General features: G+C 45.8%; 17 protein-coding genes. All 17 read right to left on the bottom strand.

Translation table 11 applies throughout. The features are described 5' to 3' along the window. Positions 1–239: 239 nt before the first annotated feature. Positions 240–1,040, bottom strand: a complete 801-nt coding sequence (locus AB5706_RS18900) for a TraX family protein (protein WP_173717211.1) — start codon at positions 1,038–1,040, stop codon at positions 240–242. Next, entirely contained in the window at positions 1,037–3,514 is a 2,478-nt protein-coding gene (locus AB5706_RS18895; RefSeq protein ID WP_173772133.1) for a transglutaminase domain-containing protein, read from the bottom strand. The genes AB5706_RS18900 and AB5706_RS18895 overlap by 4 nt, the downstream gene beginning before the upstream one ends. Before the next feature lie 183 nt (positions 3,515–3,697). Further along, positions 3,698–4,090, bottom strand: coding sequence for a DUF6483 family protein (locus AB5706_RS18890; RefSeq protein WP_368366266.1), 393 nt, complete (start codon positions 4,088–4,090; stop codon positions 3,698–3,700). Between the two features lie 163 nt (positions 4,091–4,253). Next, complete coding sequence (locus AB5706_RS18885) at positions 4,254–4,862, bottom strand: cytidylate kinase-like family protein (protein ID WP_148461578.1); 609 nt, start codon at positions 4,860–4,862, stop codon at positions 4,254–4,256. Positions 4,863–5,030: 168 nt separating this feature from the next. Beyond that, positions 5,031–6,383 (bottom strand): ArsB/NhaD family transporter, encoded by a 1,353-nt coding sequence (locus tag AB5706_RS18880; RefSeq protein WP_148461577.1) that lies wholly within the window; start codon positions 6,381–6,383, stop codon positions 5,031–5,033. Between the two features lie 217 nt (positions 6,384–6,600). Next, complete coding sequence (locus AB5706_RS18875) at positions 6,601–7,002, bottom strand: hypothetical protein (protein ID WP_173717209.1); 402 nt, start codon at positions 7,000–7,002, stop codon at positions 6,601–6,603. A 236-nt stretch (positions 7,003–7,238) separates the two neighbouring features. Further along, complete coding sequence (locus AB5706_RS18870) at positions 7,239–8,165, bottom strand: MetQ/NlpA family ABC transporter substrate-binding protein (protein ID WP_148461575.1); 927 nt, start codon at positions 8,163–8,165, stop codon at positions 7,239–7,241. Positions 8,166–8,315: 150 nt separating this feature from the next. Then, entirely contained in the window at positions 8,316–8,975 is a 660-nt protein-coding gene (locus AB5706_RS18865; RefSeq protein WP_117849363.1) for a methionine ABC transporter permease, read from the bottom strand. A 2-nt stretch (positions 8,976–8,977) separates the two neighbouring features. Continuing rightward, positions 8,978–9,997 carry a methionine ABC transporter ATP-binding protein gene (locus tag AB5706_RS18860; protein WP_173719240.1) on the bottom strand — a complete coding sequence of 340 codons (1,020 nt, stop codon included), beginning with the start codon at positions 9,995–9,997 and terminating at the stop codon, positions 8,978–8,980. A 454-nt stretch (positions 9,998–10,451) separates the two neighbouring features. Then, positions 10,452–11,363 carry a LysR family transcriptional regulator gene (locus AB5706_RS18855; RefSeq protein ID WP_118583712.1) on the bottom strand — a complete coding sequence of 304 codons (912 nt, stop codon included), beginning with the start codon at positions 11,361–11,363 and terminating at the stop codon, positions 10,452–10,454. A gap of 325 nt (positions 11,364–11,688) precedes the next feature. Further along, positions 11,689–12,876: a DUF4317 domain-containing protein gene (locus AB5706_RS18850; RefSeq protein ID WP_173772131.1), complete on the bottom strand. Its 1,188-nt coding sequence runs from the start codon at positions 12,874–12,876 to the stop codon at positions 11,689–11,691. A 178-nt stretch (positions 12,877–13,054) separates the two neighbouring features. After that, a complete protein-coding gene (locus AB5706_RS18845; protein WP_118583704.1) occupies positions 13,055–14,056 on the bottom strand; it encodes an asparaginase in 1,002 nt (333 codons plus the stop codon). A gap of 240 nt (positions 14,057–14,296) precedes the next feature. Continuing rightward, the gene (locus tag AB5706_RS18840; protein WP_368366265.1) at positions 14,297–15,631 is read right to left on the bottom strand and encodes an FKBP-type peptidylprolyl isomerase; all 1,335 of its coding nucleotides are present in this window, start codon (positions 15,629–15,631) and stop codon (positions 14,297–14,299) included. Between the two features lie 236 nt (positions 15,632–15,867). Next, entirely contained in the window at positions 15,868–19,206 is a 3,339-nt protein-coding gene (gene mfd / locus AB5706_RS18835) for a transcription-repair coupling factor (protein WP_368366264.1), read from the bottom strand. A 152-nt stretch (positions 19,207–19,358) separates the two neighbouring features. Beyond that, positions 19,359–19,937 carry an aminoacyl-tRNA hydrolase gene (gene pth, locus AB5706_RS18830; RefSeq protein ID WP_118583700.1) on the bottom strand — a complete coding sequence of 193 codons (579 nt, stop codon included), beginning with the start codon at positions 19,935–19,937 and terminating at the stop codon, positions 19,359–19,361. 113 nt (positions 19,938–20,050) lie between these two features. Further along, a complete protein-coding gene (locus AB5706_RS18825; RefSeq protein WP_148461569.1) occupies positions 20,051–21,001 on the bottom strand; it encodes a TIGR03943 family putative permease subunit in 951 nt (316 codons plus the stop codon). Between the two features lie 113 nt (positions 21,002–21,114). Then, positions 21,115–22,377 carry a CobW family GTP-binding protein gene (locus tag AB5706_RS18820; RefSeq protein ID WP_148461568.1) on the bottom strand — a complete coding sequence of 421 codons (1,263 nt, stop codon included), beginning with the start codon at positions 22,375–22,377 and terminating at the stop codon, positions 21,115–21,117. Position 22,378 lies beyond the last annotated feature (1 nt).

Raw genomic sequence — 22,378 nt, 5'->3', positions numbered from 1 at the left:
GGGTGTCCTTTCTTCAAACGTAAAACAAGGGACAAACTGCTTTGTCCCTGAAATCTTTCTTTATTTTAGCATAGCCGGTTTTATTGTACAAGGTTTTCTAAGTTGCTATTTAGTTGATTAAAAGTTCTTTAATGCGGACGCATTTGGACAATGTGTATTACTCACTCGCCGGCGCAACGCGCCGGCGAGTGAGTAATACCATTGTCCGAATGCGTCCGCCTTGAACAACTTTCAACACACTAAATAGCAATTCTCAATATACCTAATATTAGCAAATGTGCCGGATAAAAAATGTAGAAGAACCACTTAGAAAAGGTTCGATGTTTTTCGGAGCGCTTTCCGTTGTAGAGATAGATGATGCAAAGTGCTGAGAGCGGAATTCCGGCGGTGGCGCCGAGGGACTGGATAACAGCCCTGGCAGGAGTGGTCTGCTCCATATTTTCTACAAGGTTTAACAGACCAAAGAACAGCATTGCCTTTCTGAAAACCTTCCATAAAAGTTTTTTTCGTTCAAGATTCTGGCCGCCAGCCAGATGGCTTTTCTGATCAGCATTCCGGCCGCCGGCTGGCAGCATTTTCCCCTGTGCATCCCGGAGGCCACAGCTTGCGAACCAATAGGTGAAGATAGGGGCAAGAAAGGCCCAGTCGCTGTAGGCGGAGGCAAATACCAGGCCCAAGATGCAGAGTGTCTGCCGGGTTCCTGAAGGGATTTTTTCCATTGCATAGAGAATCAGGAAGCACAGGAAAAGAGTGAATAGCATGTTCATGCTTACGAAACTTATGGTTCCTTCTTCTGTAAATGCAAGACAGAAGGGGATTTCGGAAATCAGGGCAAACAGCAGAAGCCGTTTGCCGTATTTCTCTTTGGAGCGGGTGTAGCAGTAGCCTTCTACCAGGAAGTAGCACATGGTGATAGCGGTAAAATAACCCACGTCCACCATCACCTCAAAAAGAAAGGTACCTGGTTCCAGGAAAACGTTTGCAATATGGTTTAATAGCATGGTAAACATGGCTACGTATTTGATCTGATCCCGGTTCATGCCTCAAAAATCCTCACCAACATATCTGCCATACCCACGGAGTATCCAGCTGCTGCAAAGATACCCTGGCATTTGCCCTCGGTAATGGTCATAAGCGGCAGCTTCCCGGAATCTACGTACATGCGGCGGGCGGTCATTTCCTTGTCCTTGCCGAAATCGTGGAAGTACACCTGAATTTCAGGGAACAGTTCCAGACATTTCACCAGAGTAGCATTTTTTAAAGATTCTTCGCTGCGAAGGATAAATATAATCTGTTTTTGTATTTTTTCATATTTTTCTTTCAAATCCATCATTTCATTAAGAATGTGCACAGTAGGCTCACGGTCTTCTTCCAGCCAGAAGAGGATGCCTCGTTCAGCCATGCCATTCTCACATTTGGCAGCATCTCCGCTTATTTTTCCCGTCAATTTGGACACCAGCACCTGATTTCCAGCCCGATCGGTCAGCTTGGAATCCGGAATGGAATGACGGTTGAACATTTCCTCCAGACAATACTCCCGAAGCTCCAGTTCCACCCGCTTCGTCTCATCTTTTTCAATATGAAAATCGTATCTTTTTCCCAGAATGTTTCCGTTTGGCAGACGGTTTCCAGTCAGAATCCGGTAATCTCCCGGCATGATATCCAATTCCAGTTTTCCAGCTTCCCACTTGCGGTCGCTGAAATCCAGGGTAAGGTATCCTCTTCCGTCTGTCACCGCAATGGTCCAGTTCTGGAAATAATTCCAGTCCCCTTTTTCCCCGGCGAAGACTGTAAGATGGGATTCCTTCCGGCTCTCTTCCAATACTGCTACAAACCTCATTCCATCCCAATATTCAATAGCTCCATCAGCAGGATTCAGACGTGCCGGGATTCCCAGGGTTCTGGCGATTGCCACGAAAAGCACCTTGTGGGATTTCTCTCCGGCAATTCCAAGCTCCAGTGCTGCACCAGGAGTGGTGTATGCAGTCAGGCGCTCTTTGTCATTGCGGACTGAAATGTTCTCTTCGATCCAGGTCCAGATGCTCTTGGGATCCGCTTCAAAAGCATCCCTCTGCCCCTTGTCAAAATAGCCCAGGATCTTCTTCCTCCACCTGGTAAGGACCTCATTTTCCACGCGGGGATTCCATACATATGGAATGTAAATCTCATCTGGATTAAATTCGCGATAAACCGAGGCCTCCTGATAATGGCCCTCCAGCACTTCTGGAAAAGCATCCCTTCTGTCTTTCTCAGACAAAACAGCCATCATAGGCTCCACTTCCTTCATGGTATGTCCAAAAAGGCAGCGCTTCCACAGCGGCTGGAATTTCTCAATCTTACGGCGGCAGTGTTCTGCCTCAGCGGCAATCCGGTGATTATTCTCTTCTTCCTGTTCTTGGGTAATATTCCATCTTATTCTGCCGGTATCCTCCGGTGCATTCATGTCAAAATCCACCCAAAGCTCATCCTCATATTCCTCACCAAGAGTACAGGTAAAATGGTCGTCCTCTCTTGTGTCGATTACCTTTTCCCCGTAAGCACCATCATAAACAGCACAGATCAGCAGGCTTCCAAAACCGGTTTCAAAGGAAATACAGCCATTTTTGTCTGCTTCCATTATTGCAATCGGGGAAAATTCCCCATAGTTCATTACCTCAGCCCGTACTTTTGCCCCAGCAGCCGGAGTTCCATCCAGATCTTCCACTGTAATAGTGATCCACCTGGTTTTGGCATATTTACCAAGAAGATTGATGATCCGGTTCATTCCGTCTTTTCCGATCACTTTTTCGTCTGGCATAGCGCGGTCATACCATCTGGAGCCGATCATCATGGCCCTGGATGCTGCATTGGTAAACCAGCCCTTGTCCAGAACAGCTTCTGGCTCGCAAGCTCCCAGATAATGCCAGTCGCCATCGCACCAGACCTCTACCCAGGCGTGGTTGTCATCACAGTGGGACCATCTCGGCACATACACTGGTCTTGCAGGGATTCCGGCACTTCGCATTACATTTACCACAAAGACGGCTTCCTCACCACAGCGGCCTACACCGCTTCTGTAAATTTCCAGTGCGGAGCCGGTACGCATGTCCGTTCCCTGGTACATCACTTCTCCCGCACACCAGTGATTGATTTCCAGTGCAGCTTCCACCATGGCCTTCCCCTGGACCTTATCCTTTATTTTTTTCCAGAAATAGGTACGGCATGGTTTGATTTCTTCATCATTTGTCCGATGAAAAAGCACGTAATTCAGGAAATAAAACTCTGGATAATTCTTTACATAAGGGGAATTTTCCCAGAGATAGATTCCCTGCTGCACATAATCCAGATAAGTGTCAAAGGTATAGTTTCCCACATCGCTGTAGGGCATATTGCTGTACAGATATTTCATTCCGATCACAATATCAGGACTTAGTGCTTCCATTCTCTTCTTTATCTCTTCCGCTTTTCCTGGCAGTTCCCTGGAAAAATCTTCAAAGTCTTTTTCTATCCGGTCTCTGTTTTTTTCAAGAAACATCTTATAATCTCCTCATCATTTTAAGCGTGATCACAATTTCACTCTAAACGGACATGCCGCCTGTCGGCGACATCTCCATATAGGAAAGTCAGCTGTTCCACGCCTATGGCGCTCCCACTTGGCAAAAATACTTTTGGGCGCAGACTTAATAAAATCGCAGTATTTCATATATCACAAGAGATTCTATTTTATATCAAGCATATTTATAATATTTCCATATCCAGCATCTTCTGCCAGCTGCTGGATCCCATCCCTTATTTCCTCCAGGGAATAGTTGTGCGCTTCCAGAAATTCATCCCCTTTGGATGCAGCATATTCGTAGAAAAACATAGCTTCTGCCAGAGCTTCTTTGTCAACGTAATCGATCCGGTCAAGAAGTTCGTTCTCTGCCTCGTTGATCTCGCCTCTGTCCACCATGGTTTTCATATGGTGAAGCTTGTCTCCGGAAATCTGATATTTGGATTCTACCGGCAATTCCACCTGAACATATTTTTTCCCAAGCATGACGCTGGCAAGGACACGGGCAATCTCTTTGATCATACGCATAATGTAGTCTTTTTCGTCATCAGTGAACATAAATTTTCCTCCTGGATAAATGAGAGTTCGTGGCTTTAGGGTAGCACCTTCCCAACATCAGAACTATTTCTGACTACTCTTACTGACTGCGGTCACAAAAACCACAAAGGTTCCGCCCTGACACTTGTATGCGTCCTGGCAGAACCTTTTGTCATTAAACTTATTATTTCATTTTTGATATCCTTTTGTCAATATAAGATGAAAGAAATTCAACGCTTCCCTCCACACCAAGAGTGCTGCTGTTCAGACTCAGATCATAGGTATGGGAATCTGACCATTTGGAATTGCAATGACTGTCGTGGTATTTCTTTCTCTTTCTGTCTTTCTCTTTGATGAAACGCTCAGCTTCTTTATCGGTTTTTCCATAAAGACGGGCTACACGGGCAATTTTCTGATCCATGTCTCCAATAATGAAGATGGAAATCAGGCCCTCATAATCCTTCAGGATTGTCTCAGAGCAACGTCCTACAACTACAAAGGATTCTCCTTTTTCAGCCTTTTCCCGAAGAAAATTGAACTGCATCATAGCAACGTTGTCTGCCGGAGAACTGCTCATTCCTTTCACTGTGCGGTAAAGAAATTTGTTGTGCTTCATCTCGTCAAAGATTTCCAGCTCTTCTGGATTTACGTTATGGCTGTCTGCCACCTCGCGTAAAAGATTGTGATCGTATAACGAAAGTCCATAGCGCTTGGCGATTCGCTCTGCAATTTCATGGCCTGCGCTTCCGAACTCTCGTCCGATGGAAATGATCACCTGTTTTTGTGTTTTCATGGTATCCTCCCTTCTAACCAGAGAAATCCGCTCTTGTTTCACGGATTTTTCCGGATAAAATGCCGTTAAAAGCGGGCAAGACCAACTGTCAGTTATTCATGGCATGCCAGATCTTTGGCACTGCTTTTTCTCTGATAATTGACAGTTCTACACTTCCCCCTTATGGCATTATAAATATCTAGCATAAATCATCAGCATGGAAACGAGGACAACCAGGATCGTGGCAGGTGCCATTGCCTTGCAGTATTTTCCCCATTTGATCATGTGACCGCTCTTGGCTGCTGTTGCGATACCGACTACGTTTGCAGAAGCTCCGATCGGGGTTGCACTTCCGCCGATGTCAGTACCCATTGCAAGAGCCCATGCCAGAATGGAAATATCAACTCCCTGTGCGGCTGCCAGACTGTCAATAACCGGGATCATGGTAGCTGCAAACGGAATGTTATCAATAAATGCACTTGCGATAGCAGATACCCAGATAATGATGGCGATCATTACCATCAGGTTTCCGCCGCTGACTTTTCCAATAAATCCAGCCAGGATCGTAAGGATACCGGTCTGCTCCAGACCGCCAACAACTACGAAAAGTCCTACGAAGAACAGCAGTGTCTTGTAATCAACCTTTTTCAGAAGGTCCAAAGCATCTTTTCCGGAAGTGATCAGTGTCACTGCTGCGATAAATACACCGATACAGGATACGGTAAGCCCTGTCTGGGAATGTGTTACCAGAAGGACAACAGCGCAGAGGAAGATCACACAGCTGATGGTGAAACCCTTCTTGCTTACAATCGCTTCTTCCGGATCCGGTAACGTAGACGGATCAATTTTTCCCGCATTTTCGGTAAGCTCTTTGCGGAAAATAAAGTAAAAATAGATTACAACCAGCACCAGTGCGATCACCGCGATAAGACCTGTGTTTGTCACGAAATCTGCAAAGGAAAATCCAAGTGATGTTCCAATGATAATGTTCGGCGGATCTCCGCACATGGTAGCGGATCCACCAAGGTTGGCGCAGAAGATCTCTGCAAGGATCATTGGTACCGGATTAAATTTCAGCAGCTGTGACAGTTCTACGGTAACCGCTGCAAGGAACAGGATTACGGTGATACTATCGATAAACATAGCAAGTACAAAGGACAGGAGCATAAATGTGATAAAGATCGGGATAATCTGGTATTTAACCAGTTTCGCGATCTTCATGCATAACCAGCGGAAAAATCCGGAGTTTGCCATGCCTTCTACCATGATCATCATACCAGCGATGAACACGATAGTTTCCCAGTTGATTCCAGCAGAAGCTTCGCTTGCTTCACCTGCTGTGTGCCAGAATCCCGGTGAAAAAATACTATGTATGTTCAGTGTTTCAATAATTGCTGAGGGGCTGTGCATACAGATTCCAAATACAAGAATCAATGTAAGGAGCGCACATCCCAGCGTAACAATATGTCTTTCCCATACTTCTGTGATGATCAGAATGAACATCGCCAGGAAAATTACTACTGCAAAAATCTGTGCTATCATTTCTTTCCTCCATGACTGTCAAACCATGCCATCCAGATGCCGACAGCAATGGCTGCAACAATCATTACTCCTATAAAAATATTAAGTAACATATAGTGTCATACCTCCAATCATATACGTTTGTTTACATGGAAAATAATTGCTCTCCACTGCAATGCTTTACTCATAATGAAAACACTTGCAGCAATCAGCAATATTAAACAATGGTATATGATCTTCAGTGTTTCTGTCCATCCTGATGATGGATGTAACAGATAATAAACCGTCTGCCGTCAGCATCATTTCTGGTCAGCAGACGTTTCTTTGCTTTATAAAATACGGTATTCGCCAGCAGAACTGCCAACATGATGAGCACCACAATTTCCACGCCTGACCTGTGGCGAAGGCGCTGGTCCGCCTCCAGCCTTACAGACACCTGCCGAAGTCCTGTCAGTTCTTCTGCACTTGTCCGGGTGCTTCTGGAAAGCTCTGGTGAAATCAAAGAAGCTGAGGCCGGTTTCAGATCGTAAACATGCATAATGCTCTTCGCTTCCATGCCTGCAAAAAGCACACACAAAACCGCAACTGCCACACTGAAAAACAGGCAGACAAGCCGGTTCGCACATTCGTTTTTTTTCACTTGGCCTCACCTCGATACCTACAAAAATTCGTTTTTATAATAGCAGATTTTATAAGGTTTTTCAACTGTTTTTGCAGAGGGCTGAAGGTCACCCTATTCCATAATTATGTACTGTTCCATATATTGGACACTGCTTTTTTTACAGGCAAAAATCGGACTGAAATGTATCTTTTCCAATGCATTTCAATCCGATTTATAATCACTCTCTTAATAAAACCCTGTTTAATTTTTACAGATTATTCAGCGTCTGTCTCCTCGGCTGTCTCGTCTGCTGTGTCAGCTTCTGCAGCTGCAGTCTCGTCAGCGTCATCTGCTGCTTCAGCATCTCCTGTCTCAGCGTCATCGCTGTCCTCGAACGGGATAACTGCTCCGTCATATTTCTCGTTGATAAAATCTTTGATCTCGTCAGATTTTAATACGTCTACAAGAGCTTTGATCTTGTCGCTGTTCTCATTTCCTTCTTTTACTGCGATTACGTTTACATATGTTTTTGCAGCTTCGGAATCAGAGGTCTCATATGCAAGTGCATCTTTGGATACAGAGTAACCAGCCTGAAGTGCATAGTTTCCGTTAAGGACAATGTAAGAAGTCTCTTCTGCAACACGCGCTACCTGCTCAGCTGCAAGCTCAACAATTTCTACGTTGTATGGGTTCTCCTCAATATCGTTTACAGTTGCCTCAAGACCTGCACCGTCTTTCAGTTTGATAATTCCGTTGTCCTGGAGAAGAAGAAGTGCTCTTGCCTCGTTTGTGGTATCGTTCGGTACTGCGATTGTGTCGCCATCTGCGATATCGTCAAGGCTGGATTTTGTTCCAGGATAAATTCCAAATGGCTCGTAGTGGATTCCGCCTGCATTTACAAGGTGGGTTCCTTTTTCCTCGTTGAAGCTGTTCAGATATGGAATGTGCTGGAAGTAGTTTGCATCGAAATCGCCGCTCTCTACAACTTCGTTTGGCTGTACATAATCATCAAATACCGTTACCTCAAGGTCGTATCCCTCTTCCTCAAGGATCGGTTTTGCTGCTTCAAGGATCTCGGAATGTGGTGTCTCGGATGCTGCTACTGTGATGGTTTTGTCATCATCTGCTGCGAAAACAACGGATGTTCCAACGGTTCCAAGTACTAATGCTCCTGTGAGTGCTGCTGCGATTAATTTTTTCATAATAAAGTTCCTCCTTATTTTTTGAAAAATATATTTAGTTTCTACATTACAATCATTTTTTATAATAAACAGGGGCTACTAAAAACTCCTGTCAATTATCGATTTTGGTTACTGCTCACAGATACCATTTCTTATAAAATAATCTGTGGCTTATTTTCTTTTATCCAGCTTGTTGGCTATGAACATACCAATTGTCTGGAAAATCTGTACCAGTACTACCAGAAGGATAACTGTCACCAGCATGATGTCCGTCTGCCAGCGGTTGTATCCGTAACGGACTGCAATGTCTCCAAGTCCGCCTCCTCCTACGGTTCCTGCCATTGCGGAGTAACCAAGGATAGTTCCTGTTACAATGGTAGCTCCTGAGATCAGGGATGTTCTTGCTTCTACCAGCATTACCCTAAATACGATCTGAAGGTTGCTTGCTCCCATGGATCTTGCAGCCTCGATAACTCCCGGGTCTACCTCATTTAAGGAAGACTCTACCATTCGTCCGATAAAAGGGATTGCCGCAATGGTAAGGGGTACGATAGTGGCTGTGGTTCCATAGCTTTTTCCTACCAGAAATCTGGTGAATGGAATGAGCAGGATCAACAGGATCAGGAATGGGATGCTTCGGAAAATATTTGCGATCACATCCAGGATCTTATATAGTACTGCGTTTGGCCGCAGACCCTCTTTGTCGGATACTTTCAGCAGGATTCCAAGGGGCATTCCAAATACATATCCGAAGAAGGTGGAAAACAGGGTCATATATAATGTTTCCCCTACACCTGCGATTATCATATCGGTTACTTGTTTCGTCCACATAATCAGTTCGCCTCCCCTATCTCAAGTCCACGTTCTGTAAGGAATTTCTTCATCTCCGGTACATTGGTACTGTCACTCATGAACTGGAGGATCATTTCTCCTTTGGCTACACCGCCTACGTTTTTGGTGTTTGCCTTCAGAATGTTTACAGGTTCGTGGAAGGTTAATATAAGGTTTGCGATTACTGGTTCGAATGCGGAGTTCTCAGAGAATACGATTCGAACGATTTCGCCGTCCTGGATTTCTGACTGGGTAAGCTTTTTGCTTTCTACGTCGTTTCCAGAATCCTTGCTAATCAGTTCTTTGGCTACCTGTGATTTCGGGTGGCTGAAGATTTCTTCTACAAGGCCTTGTTCTTTTACTTCACCGTCTTTCATAATTGCCACATGAGTACAAATCTCACGGACAACTGACATCTGGTGGGTAATGATCACAATGGTGATTCCGAATTTCTGATTGATGTCCTGCAAAAGTTCAAGTATGGAGGATGTGGTCTGGGGATCCAGAGCGCTTGTGGCTTCGTCACAGAGCAGTATCTGTGGATCGGAGGCCAGGGCTCTGGCGATTGCCACTCTTTGTTTCTGTCCACCGGAGAGCTGTGCGGGATATGCTTTCGCTCTGTCTGCCAGTCCTACGATTTCCAGAAGCTCCAGGGCTTTTGCTCTTGCTTCGGCTTTTTTCTTCCCCTGGATGTACAGTGGGAAGCAGACGTTTTCCAGTACGTTTTTCTGCATGAGCAGGTTAAAATGCTGGAAAATCATTCCTATTTTCTCTCGCTCTTTGCGGAGTTCTTTTGGGGAAAATTCGCTGAGGGATTTTCCGTCTATTAATACTTTTCCTTCGGATGGTACTTCCAGAAAGTTCATACATCGTACCAGGGTACTTTTTCCTGCACCGGACATTCCGATGATTCCGTAGATGTCTCCGGTTTCAATGGAGAGGCTTACGTGTTTCAGGGCTTGTACGGAACCGTCTTTGGTTTCGAAGGTTTTGCTCACATCTTGGATTAATATTGAAGACATGTCTTTCCTCTTTCCTTTAAGTGGTGTTTCATCGTCGATATGGTTACTATAACACAATTGGAGTAAAAGTGTTAATTCTTAAAAGTTTTGGCTAGTTATAGGGTAAGGCTATAGCTAAAGTGGACGCCAGCGGGGGAGGGATAAATCACGCTCGCCGTCGCAACGTTCTGGTGAGCTAATGACTAACTGCGACTAATGCGCTCGGGAGAGCCCTCTCGCATAAGTCTCCGTAAGTCATGGATCTCACCGCCACTAAGGGCGCTCCTTAAATGGCTCGCTTAGATTTATCCCTCCCCCACTGGCTGTGTACTGGTTGGTGAACAGTTGAGCGAAGCGGACGTTTGGGCGGGAAGGCGCTGCGCTGTTTCCGCCCAAACTGAAAGTGGGGGGGGTGGGTGTAGTGGGGGGTAGGTTCAGCTTTAGTTCCAAATGGAAGTTTATGTAAGTGTGTGGATTATCGTAATGCTTTGTCTTTGTATTTGGCAATTTCTTCCAGGTACTTCTGTCCTAACTTGCTAATCGTGGTTCCTTTTCTTGCAAGGTAGCCGATGGTCATGACCTCGTCGGAGTCTAGCTTCACGGCGCAGTAGTCGGAGCCGTTTAGTTCTTCGCAGATGATTCCGGAGCAGAGAGTGTAGCCGTTGAGACCCACCATTAGGTTCAGGAGAGTGGCTCGGTCATTGGCTTTGATGAGGCGTTTGTATTCGTAGGTGCTCAGGACTTCTTCGGCGAAGTAGAAGGAGTTGTAGGTGCCTTGCTCGAAGGAGAGGCAAGGGTATTCGCGGAGGTCTTCCAGGGTGATCAGGTCGCGGTCAGCAAGGGGATGGCCTTTCCACATGTAGACATAGATGCTGCACTCCAGGATTGGGTGGAATTCCAGGTTGAATTCGTGAAAAAGTTTCTCCAGGACTTTGTGGTTGAAGTCGTTCAGGTAAAGGATGCCGATCTCGCTTTTGAAATCTTTTACGTCGGTGATGATGTCGTAGGTGCGGGTTTCGTGGACAGCGAATTCGTATTCGTCCATTCCGAACTGCTTCACCATTTCCACGAAGGCATTTACTGCGAAGGTGTAGTGCTGCATGGAAACACTGAATTTCTTCTTGGTATGTTCTTTGGAAACGTATTTGGATTCGATCAGTTCGTATTGCTCTACCACCTGGCGGGCATAGCCCAGGAATTCCTCTCCCTCAGGGGTTACGGAAATTCCACGGTTTGTCCTGCGAAAAAGCTCTACTCCGATTTCCTCCTCCAGTTCACGGATTGCCGAAGATAAACTTGGCTGTGATATAAAAAGATTCCGGGCAGCTTCATTCATAGAATTGGAATTCGCCACCGTAATCGCATAACGAAGTTGTGCCAGGGTCATATGGGTTCCTCTTTTCTGCAATTTTCTTCTATATTAACACAGTGGCACAATTTATTCCACAGAGGATTTTTCCAGTCTTATATTCGAAAAAAATGGATTACTGTTCAATCCGTGACCAGAAACAAAAATGGTGCCTGACTAAAAAGCCAAACACCAAATTTCCACAGTCCGGGGATGGTACACGACCTGCCGTTTTTTGAAAAATTCTTTCAGCCACCCCCTTTTATTCTGTGTAATTATTCCCATTCTCATCTGTCCAGGTTCCGTCTCCATTGTCGGTGTAGCCTACGCCATTTTCATCTGAATAGGTTCCATCACCATTATCCTAAAGGACTCCTGCGGACTCTTCATCCTCACCGGGTGCTACAATGGATGAATCGTCACCGTTCTCCCCGCCCATCCGCACACGGATTCCGTTGATCTCTACGTCTTCCATAGGAATCACCAGACATTTGCGGCCGTCAATGATCCGGGTCTCCACCAGTTCCACTTTATCTGGCTCTACGTGGATCACAACGTCCGGGGTTTTGATCTCGAACTTGCGGGTATTGGTAATATTAGAGGCTACCATGGTGGCTTTTTCACCGGCTACAGCCTCATACTGGTTATCAAAAGTTTCCAGTTTCTCGTCTTCTACACCGCAGTCCTCAAAGAGACGTTTCACCTCAGACTGAGTGAGCACAACCGGGTCTGGGGAATCTTTCTGTGCTTCAATGATCTCGTTCAATTTCTCATGGATTCCAATAACGGTGTCATACTGGCAGTCGTCACCAAGGGTTTCCTCCACCAGCATGTTGAAAGAATCACGCTGTCCGCCTGCGGAAAGCGGAGCAGTACAGCCAAACACTTCATCCACAAAAATATCGTGAAGCTGCTCTGCATTCTTAGAATAGTAGAGCATGCCGTGGATGTCTGTGCTTCTGTCATTAAATAACGGGAAAAGGAAGCCGTTCTCTGGCATTTCCACGATCCAGTCACGGATACGGTCCTGGATCAGATTTGCCTCCGCATTGTAGCAAAGACCTGCCTTAGACAGCTTCACCGGACAGATACTGCAAAGAAGGTGCTCATAAATCTCTTCAGAAGCATCATCCATATCGATTCCATCTGAAGTTCTTCCCGGGATATCGTACACAGCGTGTACCAGGATTATGTAGTAATTTTCCGGATAATCGTAATTTTCGATAATTTTGTCATAAAAGCTCTCAATTAAAGCGTCATCCTTCAGTTTACTGGCGCGGAGCTTCATGAGGAATTCGTGTTTGCCACCCTCTTTTTCCTCTGCCAGAGGGAATTCCATATTCATCAGGTTCTTTCCAAGAGTACCAGAAAGGGTTTTCTTGAATATTTCAAAATATTTGAACATTTCTTCCTCGGAGAGGGAAAGGAACGCTTCTTTCAGTTCTGTTTTTTTATTCTTTTCAGCATCCACATAGCATCCACAAATTCTGGTAATGTTGCAATTTGCCGGTGTCAGCTGTTTTTTTATTTCGGAAATTTCTTTTTTATTCATTTATATATGTCCTCCAGTATTCCAGAAAATATGTTTTCAAAACCGATATCCCATCTCTGATATAAATTGAGTCTGTTGCCTTGCGCTCCATCCATAAAGATTCTCTGAAAGTATTATCAGCTCCATAATTTCAGCTTTTTTATTTTAGCTTAACACTCCAGAAAATTTCAAGACTTACTTACAGAAACAATAAATCATGATTAATGGTCGTATAAAATAACTCCTTAAACTTCTCCATATCCCGTGTCTGTCCCAGCGCCCACATCATTTTCGTCACAGACGCCTCCAGCGTCATATCATACGACTCCAGCACCGGGAACCGTTCCTTGATGACCTTTCCAACCTGATAAACTTCCATGTCGCTTCCCTCATGGGTAACCTGGGTCGCCATGCACACAGGCTTGCCAGCTTCAATCCAATGCGCGATCGCATCTATAAAATTATCATTTTCGTAATGAGGCAGACCGCCTACGCCGAAGGATTCAATGATCAGTCCGGAATAAGAGGGAAAAAGAGCATCCAATACTTTCCCGTCAATCCCCGGAATCAATTTGAGCAGAAAAATCTTCTGATTCATCTCATGATAAAACACCAGTGGCTTGGTGGACTGGTCTTTGTCATCAATATAAAAAATAATCTTCTGATCGTGAATGGATGCAATATCCGGATAATTAATACTGGAAAAGGCATTGTAACTTTTGGAAAATTCCTTCTTTGCTCTGGTTCCTGCGATCACTTTTCCCCCAAACACAATGGAAATTCCATGAGCGCGGTCGTGAGAGGCAAAGCGGAGACTGTCCAGAAGATTGGAACGTGCATCTGTAATTGCCAGGTCAATAGGTTTCTGGGCACCGGTAATCACGATAGGTCTGCGGTTATTCTGGATCAGATAAGACAAAGCAGCAGCTGTATATGCCATAGTGTCCGTTCCATGGCAAAGCACAAAGCCATCATAAAATTCATATTTGGATTCGATCAGTCTGGCCAGCTTCAGCCAATGGTCTGCACACACATTGGTACTGTCCAGGGCAAAAGGCTGAACGGTATCAATGGTGCAGAATTCCCGGGCTTCAGGAATATATTCCAACAGCTCATCTGCGGAAATCTGCGGTGCCAGCCCCTCTGCTGTATATTTGGAAGCAATGGTTCCCCCGGTTGCAATAAGAAGTATCTTTTTCATGTTGTCCCCCTGTGTAATTGTTATCCACATGTTCAATCTGCTGTACCTGCATTTTCTGAAACCTTACTTTGTAGCGAAAAGCTTTTTTCATAAGTATTTTACTTTGTATAGACAAAGGGCCCGCCCGAATCACCCCAGGCAGGCTCTTTTATCATTTTCTCCACTTTATATAATCTCAATTCTTTCAGAAAACATTTTGCAATACATACGATACAACAAGTTTCGATCTTTATCTCACTTTTAGTTCTCCTCAGTTGTCTCTTCTGCAGTATCCTCTGCGTTCTCCTCAGAATCAGCGCTCTCGCTGCTGTCCTCGGCCTTGCTGTCTGCACTGTCCTCTTCTGCAGTCTCGTCTGTACTGTCAGCGCTGTCTGTGGTATCAGCTTCCTCTGCGCTGTCGCTCTTTGCAGCATCTGTCTCAGCAGTATCAGCATCCTCGTCCTCATCTGCTGCCTCGGCATCCTCAGAAGTAGTATCCTCGGTAGCATCTGTTGTATCAGCTGCTGCATCTTCACTTGTATCCGCTGTAGTCTCCTTAATTGTAAAGCTGTGCTCATCTGTAATTGTCAAAGTAGAAAGCACCTTATCATTTACAGTAATATCAGCATCATCCAGCCATTTCTGAGTTGTCTCGGAATAGTATTCGCTGCGCTTGGTGTTCTCAAGGGACTCTTTCTTGGAAGCGGTTGCATCCTCGTCTTTTACTTTGTCCATCCGAAGTACATATACGCTGCTATCAGTCTCAACCAGCTCGTCGTAAACCTCTCCATCCTTCAGAGTTCTCAGCGCTTCTACAACAGCGTCATCATAAGAATTGGAAATATCCTCATCATCACTGTCATTTGTGAAAATAGTTCCGGTCAGTCCGCTGTAAGTATCATCAACAGCCTTGGCTGTCTCGCCCATGTCTGCTGTCGGATCCTCTTTCATCTTATCCAGGATCTCCTGTGCCTGCTCCTTGCGGGTAGCAATATCATCATCGGTAAGGTCATCTCCACTGATGGAAATACTTACATAGCTGAAAGAAGACTGCTGTGCCTCCTCATCCGTTATGTTAACCTCAGCCTCGTTGCGGATCGTATCGTAAATTCTCTGACGATAAGTCTCAAGCTCCAGAAGAGTCTTAACCTGATCTTCGGAAACAGCAAGCTCCTTCAGAGTGTCCTCGTCATTGTCCTGCATAAACTGTGCTGCTGCATCTGCAATAGCAGTCTCATCATCAGAAGTAACCTCAACGCCATAGTCTGCTGCCTTCTCCTTCATGATGTACATCAGCTCAACCTGCTCCAGGAACTGTCCTACAGCCTGCTCACCGTACGTAGTACCAGCATCCTCATCTACTACCTGGCTCCAGATATTTCCTGCACTTCCCATAAAGCTCTTATACATGGCAACGGTCTGTGCCTGTGACTCACGTGCATACAGACTTACAACACCCATAGGAATGTCTGTGCCATCTACAGTCGCAACGGTTTTCTCTCCATCTATAGACTTACTTCCACATCCGGAAAGCATTCCAATTGCCATTACGCCACTTAATGCCACTACGGTTGTGTTCTTCACGATTTTCTTCATATTGATCACCAATTACCCTTTCACTGATGTGCCGCTTAGTCACCACGCACAGCCGGCATGATTTCCCAATGCGGACACGCTAATAAGAGTATAAAACTTTTTTCCCATGAGGGCAAGTAGAAAGGGGAAAATCTGATAGAATTCACACAATTTTCGCGAATTTCCATCGGATCTTCCCCACCCAAAACCTACTTTAAATCAAAATATCCGAAAGCATTCAACAGCCCAGCCGTCTACTACTTTTCGCTCTTTCCTTCCTCTTCCACCAATTCCATCAGTTCCTTTGCAAACACCGTCAGCGCCTGCACAATATCCCCCACCGGTGCAAACAGGAACTTCGGCTCTTTATCCGGTTTAAACTGCAGCTGTCTGCGGTACTTGGCAACCAGCGGCGGAATTCCTTCCGGGTTCAGATGTGCATTTTCGTAAAGGGTGATCCTGATCTCACGCTGCATCTGCTTGATTTCCGTAATGTAGCCCTGATGTGCCAGTGCTTTCAGTCTTGCAATAGCCAGCAGATTCAGCACTGCTTTCGGCGGCTCCCCAAACCGGTCGATCAGTTCTTCCAGCATATCATCATACTCCTGCTGGGACTCAATCCCTGCAATGCGCTTATAAATATCCAGCTTCTGGAATTCATTGCTGATGTAGGTATCCGGAATAAAAGCATCCATATTCAGATCAATGGTAGTCTCGAAGTCTTCCATAGTATGAATACCCTTTGCCTCTTTGACCGCCTCGCTAAGCATTTTACAGTAAAGATCATAGCCCACTGCGTTCATATGCCCATGCTGCTGTGCTCCCAGCAGATTTCCAGCCCCCCGAAGCTCCAGGTCACGCATGGCGATCTTGAATCCACTTCCCAGATCTGTAAACTCACGGATAGCAGAAAGTCGTTTTTCCGCCACCTCCCGAAGCATGGTGTTCCTTCGGTACATCAGAAACGCATACGCCGTCCTGTTGGAACGTCCGATCCTGCCTCGCAGCTGATAAAGCTGGGAAAGTCCGTACTTGTCAGAATCATGGATGATCATGGTATTTACATTGGAAATATCCAGTCCTGTCTCGATAATAGTAGTGGAAACCAGCACATCAATGTCCCCATTGATAAAATCGTACATAACCCGTTCCAGTTCTCTCTCGCTCATCTGTCCATGGGCAAAATCCACCCTTGCGTCCGGCACCAGTTTGGAAATCCGCAGGGCAACCTCATCAATATCTGTAACCCGGTTATAAACATAATAAACCTGGCCGCCTCTTCGCAGCTCTCTTCCGATAGCTTCTCTGACAGTCTCCTCATCATACTCCATTACATAAGTCTGGATCGGCATACGATCCATAGGCGGCTCCTCCAGCACACTCATGTCACGGATTCCGATCATACTCATATGAAGGGTTCGTGGAATGGGAGTCGCAGTCAGAGTCAGAACATCAATATCCTTTTTCAGCTGCTTGATTTTCTCCTTATGGGTAACACCGAAACGCTGTTCCTCGTCAACGATCAGAAGCCCCAGATTCTTATACTCCACATCCTTAGAAAGAACTCTGTGAGTACCGATCACAACGTCTACCTGTCCTTTTTTCAGATCCTGCAAAGTCTTTTTCTGCTGGGCAGGTGTACGGAATCGGCAAAGCAGATCCACGCGCACCGGAAACTCCTTCATTCTCTGGACAAAGGTGTTGTACACCTGCTGCGCCAGAATGGTAGTTGGTGCAAGGTAAACAACCTGCCGGCTCTCCTGCACCTCTTTAAACGCTGCGCGAAGAGCAACCTCCGTCTTACCATATCCAACATCTCCGCACACCAGACGATCCATGATCTTGGTGCTCTCCATATCCCGCTTGGTATCCTCAATGGCGTTCAGCTGATCCTCTGTCTCCTCATATGGGAACATTTCCTCAAATTCCTTTTGCCACACTGTATCCGGGCCACACACATACCCCTCTTTTTCCTGACGCACAGCGTAAAGCTCCACCAGCTCTTTGGCGATATTTTTGACAGCGCCCTTTACCTTGGACTTCGTGCGATTCCACTCCTGGGTTCCCAGCTTGTTCAGCTTCGGTGCCCTGGCTGTATCTGCGCCGGAATATTTCTGCAGCGCATCCAGCTGCGTCGCCAGAATATACAGATTGCTTCCGTCACGGTATTCAATCTTGATATAGTCTTTTAAGACCTTATCTACTTCAACTTTTTCAATTCCACGGTAAATTCCCAGTCCATGCTTTTCATGGACCACATAATCCCCGATAGACAGCTCTGCAAAATCCTGGATCCGCTTGCCGTTATAGACTTTTTTCTTTTTCTTTTTTTTCTGCTCCTGGCCGAAAATATCGGACTCTGTGATCACCGCAAATTTGATCAGCGGATACTCAAAGCCTTTCCGGGCGTGTCCATAGAGAACCATAATTTCCCCTGGATTGATCACGCGGTCATAATCTGAACCGTAAAAAGCATTCAGCTCATGCTCCTGCAAATCCTTTGCCAGACGCTCCGCCCTTGTCCTGGAACCGGAAAGCAAGGCAATCTGGTAGCCTTTTTTCTTATACTTTCTCAGATCCTCCACCAGAAGCTCAAAGCTGCTGTTATAAGAAGTTACGCTCTGCACCGTCAGATTATATTTCTCCGGGGCAAAATTCCACTCCACGCCTCTTGGCTCCAATGCCGACAACGACACTGCACGAAGTTTATTCAGCTCTTTCTGAACCTTGGAAAATTCACAAAGCCACTGAACCGGAAGGTTCTTTTCTCCTTTTTCTTCACGATGTGTGCGGCTGGCGGCATACTCTTCCTCCACGCCCAGTCCGTTTTCCAAAATACGGTTGGGTTCATCCAGAAACAGAAGCATTTTTTCCCTGGGAAAATAATCCACAAAAGATACCATCTTTTTGCCGTTATTCCACTCCACAGCCGGATAAATGGCAATCTCATCCAGATTTTCAAGAGAGCGCTGGCTCTCTGCGTCAAAGCTTCGGATAGAATCCACTTCATCTCCCCACAGCTCAATTCTCCATGGATTCTCTTCTGTAAGGGAATAAATATCTACAATACCACCGCGCACAGAAAACTGTCCCGGCATTTCCACCTGTCCTACGCGTTCATATCCAAGCTGTACAAGGGTATTTTTCAGTACATCCATGTTGATCACGCTGTCAGAATAGAAATGAAGCACCTTTTTCCCGATTTCTTCCAGGGGCATCAGATAGTCCATACAGCCGTCAATGCTGGTAACCACAGTCAGTTCCTTCTGCTCCAGAAGTGCCTTTACCACACACATTCTCTGGCGGATCAACAGATTTCCCTGAATATCTGCCTGGAAAAAGAGAAGATCCTTTGCCGGGTAAAACATGGTATTTTTGTCATAAAAGCGCAAGTCCTCGAAGATTTCCTTAGCCTGGCGCTCATCTCCTGCGATCACAAGGCGCATAGGTGTTTTGCCGGAAAGCCCATGGATCAGATGTGCCTTCTGGGATTCCAGGCAGCCTGTGATCTGCACAATGCCCTGATTTTTCTCAAGGCTTTTCTCTATTTCTTCAAATTCTGCCATCCCCTTCAGGGGCTGGGTAAATGAAAGCATGGCTTTCCTCCTTTTCTCAAAAGCCTCACCTCAGAGCCCACCCAAAACATGAAACCATTCCTGCAAGTTATCTGCACGTCATAATTTTCACAAAGCTTTTGGGGGACGCTCCAGGGGCAAAAGAAGCCCAGCTTGTTGCTGGACTTCCTTTGTTACTCAGTAACCCTCTTTCGGTTGTATTCATTCATCGCCGCATCCGGACCATCTGTTATGATTTTTTCTACAGCGTCTGCTGCAAACTCAATTGCTTCATCCACGAGCTTGCGGTCCCCGGATGAAAAACGGCCAAGCACATGGTCTGCCAGATCCCATCCTTTTGGTTTGGCTCCTACACCAATTTTTACACGCATAAATTTCTGTGTGCCAAGTCTGCCAATAATGTCCTTCAGACCATTATGGCCGCCTGCACTGCCCTGCTTCCGGATACGAAGCTGTCCCGGCTCCAGATCAATATCGTCCTGAATAATGATCAGCTCACTCTCCGGATCGATTTTGAAATAAGCAGCCATCTCCTGTACCGGACCACCGCTTAAATTCATAAAGGACAAAGGTTTCATAAAGATTACCTTCTCTCCTCCGATGAATCCGGAACCGTACATAGCATTAAATTTTACGCCGCCCTGCGGAATCTTATGACGTTCCACAAGCACATCGATCGTATCAAAACCCATATTGTGGCGGGTCGCCTCATACTGCTTCCCGGGGTTTCCCAGTCCAACAACTAAATACATAATCTTATTTTCCTTATTCTACTACGAAAGTCCTCCACAGCAATTCCAAAGCTCTAGAGCCGCAGCCTGCTTAACCAATAGCATAAAGCAGATGACTTTCATTTATTATCAAATTAGTTGAAATAAACCATCTCATCAGCCAGAGGTTCGCACGGGGTCACATTCTCTGCATAAAGAACAATTCCCTCGCCCTGGTACTCAGAACGGTTTTCAAAGGCAACCTTGGCAGTCACCTCAACCCACTCGCCGGGCTTCAGCTTCGGTGCATATGCACTCTTACAGATATATCCCAGGAATGAAGTATCATCTGCACAGCAGGTCATGGCAGTACGTCCCGGAATGAAGAACTTGCTGCCCATACCTCTCGGACGTCTTGCACGAGCCTTAAAGCGAAGAGTTTTTCCCACATAACGATCCGGATGATCCATAGCATCTACAAACCAGATTCCGTAATCTTCAGGCGGAATATCTACAATCTCTGCATCCAGGTCAAATGGCATCTGATCTGCGAAAATATCCGTCATCTCGCCTTCTTCGTCCTCAAAAATAACCTCTGCACTTGGGTTTACAACCTTAATGCTTCTGCGGAAGTTTGCAAGAGGATATTCTTTCTTGCTGCGGTTAAACACAACCATATCCGCATTACGAACCATATCCATAAAAATGGATTTCATATTCTGCATATATACCTGGAATGTGCTTGCATCTACACAGGTAATGTGCTGTTCAATTCCCCAGCCTGCCGGGAGCTTCATCTCCTCGAATTTGCTTACCAGCCACATTCCATTATATTCCATAACCACACGCTCCGGCTGGTGGATAATATCCAGTGCCTGAAGGCGCTCCGGTGTAAAATCTTCTTCTTTCTCAATAACCTCGACTACAACATTATCTTTTGCAAGAGCCTCTTCATCGTACTCTTCCTCTCCCTCCTCGCAGAGAATGAGAAGTGTCTTTCCCTCTGTACGGAAGTAATCCTGCTGGAGGGTAAAGCTGAGGAAAGAGGTCTTGCCGCTTTCCAGAAAGCCGGTTATGAGATAAATCGGTACTGTAATTTCATCCATTTACAGAAACCTCCCTGTATTTTTCTTAAAAGCAGTGCATTCACGTAATACCGCTTATAAACAGCAACAAATAAGCTTACAAAAAGCCTTTTATCCCGTTTATATGTCAATCATTAAGCTACGCCGAACAGCTTGGCCAGTTTCTCTTCATTTAACTTGGAACCAATTACGCAAAGACGTCCGGTGTACTCTGGTGAACCTTCACGGATCTCAGTTTCTTCCGGAACCATGTCGAAGTAGATCCAGGTTCCGTCCTCTGCCGGAAGCATTCCCTTAGCACGAAGGATCACGCCATACTCTTCAGAAGCGGAAAGGCTCTCCAGCATTTTCTCAAGCCCTTCTCTTGTAAACTTCTTAATAGTCTCACGTCCCCAGCTGGTAAATACTTCGTCTGCGTGATGATGGTGATGATCATGATGATGTCCGCAGCCACATTCTTCATCATGGTCGTGATGATGCTCATGATCGTGGTCATGTCCGCAGCCACATTCTTCATCATGGTCGTGATGATGCTCATGATCGTGGTCATGTCCGCAGCCGCACTCGTCATCATGGTCGTGATGATGATGCTCGTGATCGTGGTCATGTCCGCAGCTGCACTCCTCATCATGGTCGTGATGATGATGCTCATGATCGTGGTCATGTCCGCAGTCACACTCCTCATCATGGTCGTGATGATGATGCTCATGATCGTGGTCATGTCCGCAGCCACACTCGTCATCATGGTCGTGATGGTGATGATGTTCATGCTCCTCTTTCAGCAGCTCATCTGCCAGAGATACCGGATGCTCCATAACCTCCAGGATTTTCTTTCCATCCAGCTTCTCAATCGGAGTGGTAATAATAGCTGCCTTCTCATTGATAGAACGAAGAAGCTCCATAGACTCCATTGCTTTCTTCTCGTCTACAATATCGGTACGGCTCATGATAATCGCGCCTGCATACTGAACCTGATTGTCAAAGAACTCGCCGAAGTTTCTCATATACATTTTGCATTTCTTGGCATCAACAACTGTAGTGTAGCTGTTCAGCTGAATATCAACATCCTCTTCCACACCCTGTACAGCCTTGATAACGTCGGAAAGCTTACCAACACCTGATGGCTCGATCAGGATACGGTCCGGATGATACTTCTCTACAACTTCCTTCAGGGAAGCACCAAAATCTCCAACCAGAGAACAGCAGATACATCCGGAGTTCATCTCACGGATCTCGATTCCGGCATCTTTCAGGAATCCCCCGTCAATACCAATCTCACCGAACTCATTCTCGATCAAAACTACCTGCTCACCTTCAAATGCTTCTTTCAGCAGTTTCTTAATAAGAGTTGTCTTACCAGCTCCAAGGAAACCGGAGATAATGTCAATCTTTACCATT

Origin of the sequence: Ruminococcus sp. RTP21484sp1_RTP21277st1_D2_RTP21277_210401, from assembly GCF_040924225.1 — a bacterium.
GTDB classification, from domain to species: domain Bacteria; phylum Bacillota; class Clostridia; order Lachnospirales; family Lachnospiraceae; genus Blautia_A; species Blautia_A faecis.
The sequence above is the reverse complement of the archived record's forward strand: the minus strand, read 5'-3'. Positions and strand labels throughout refer to the sequence as shown.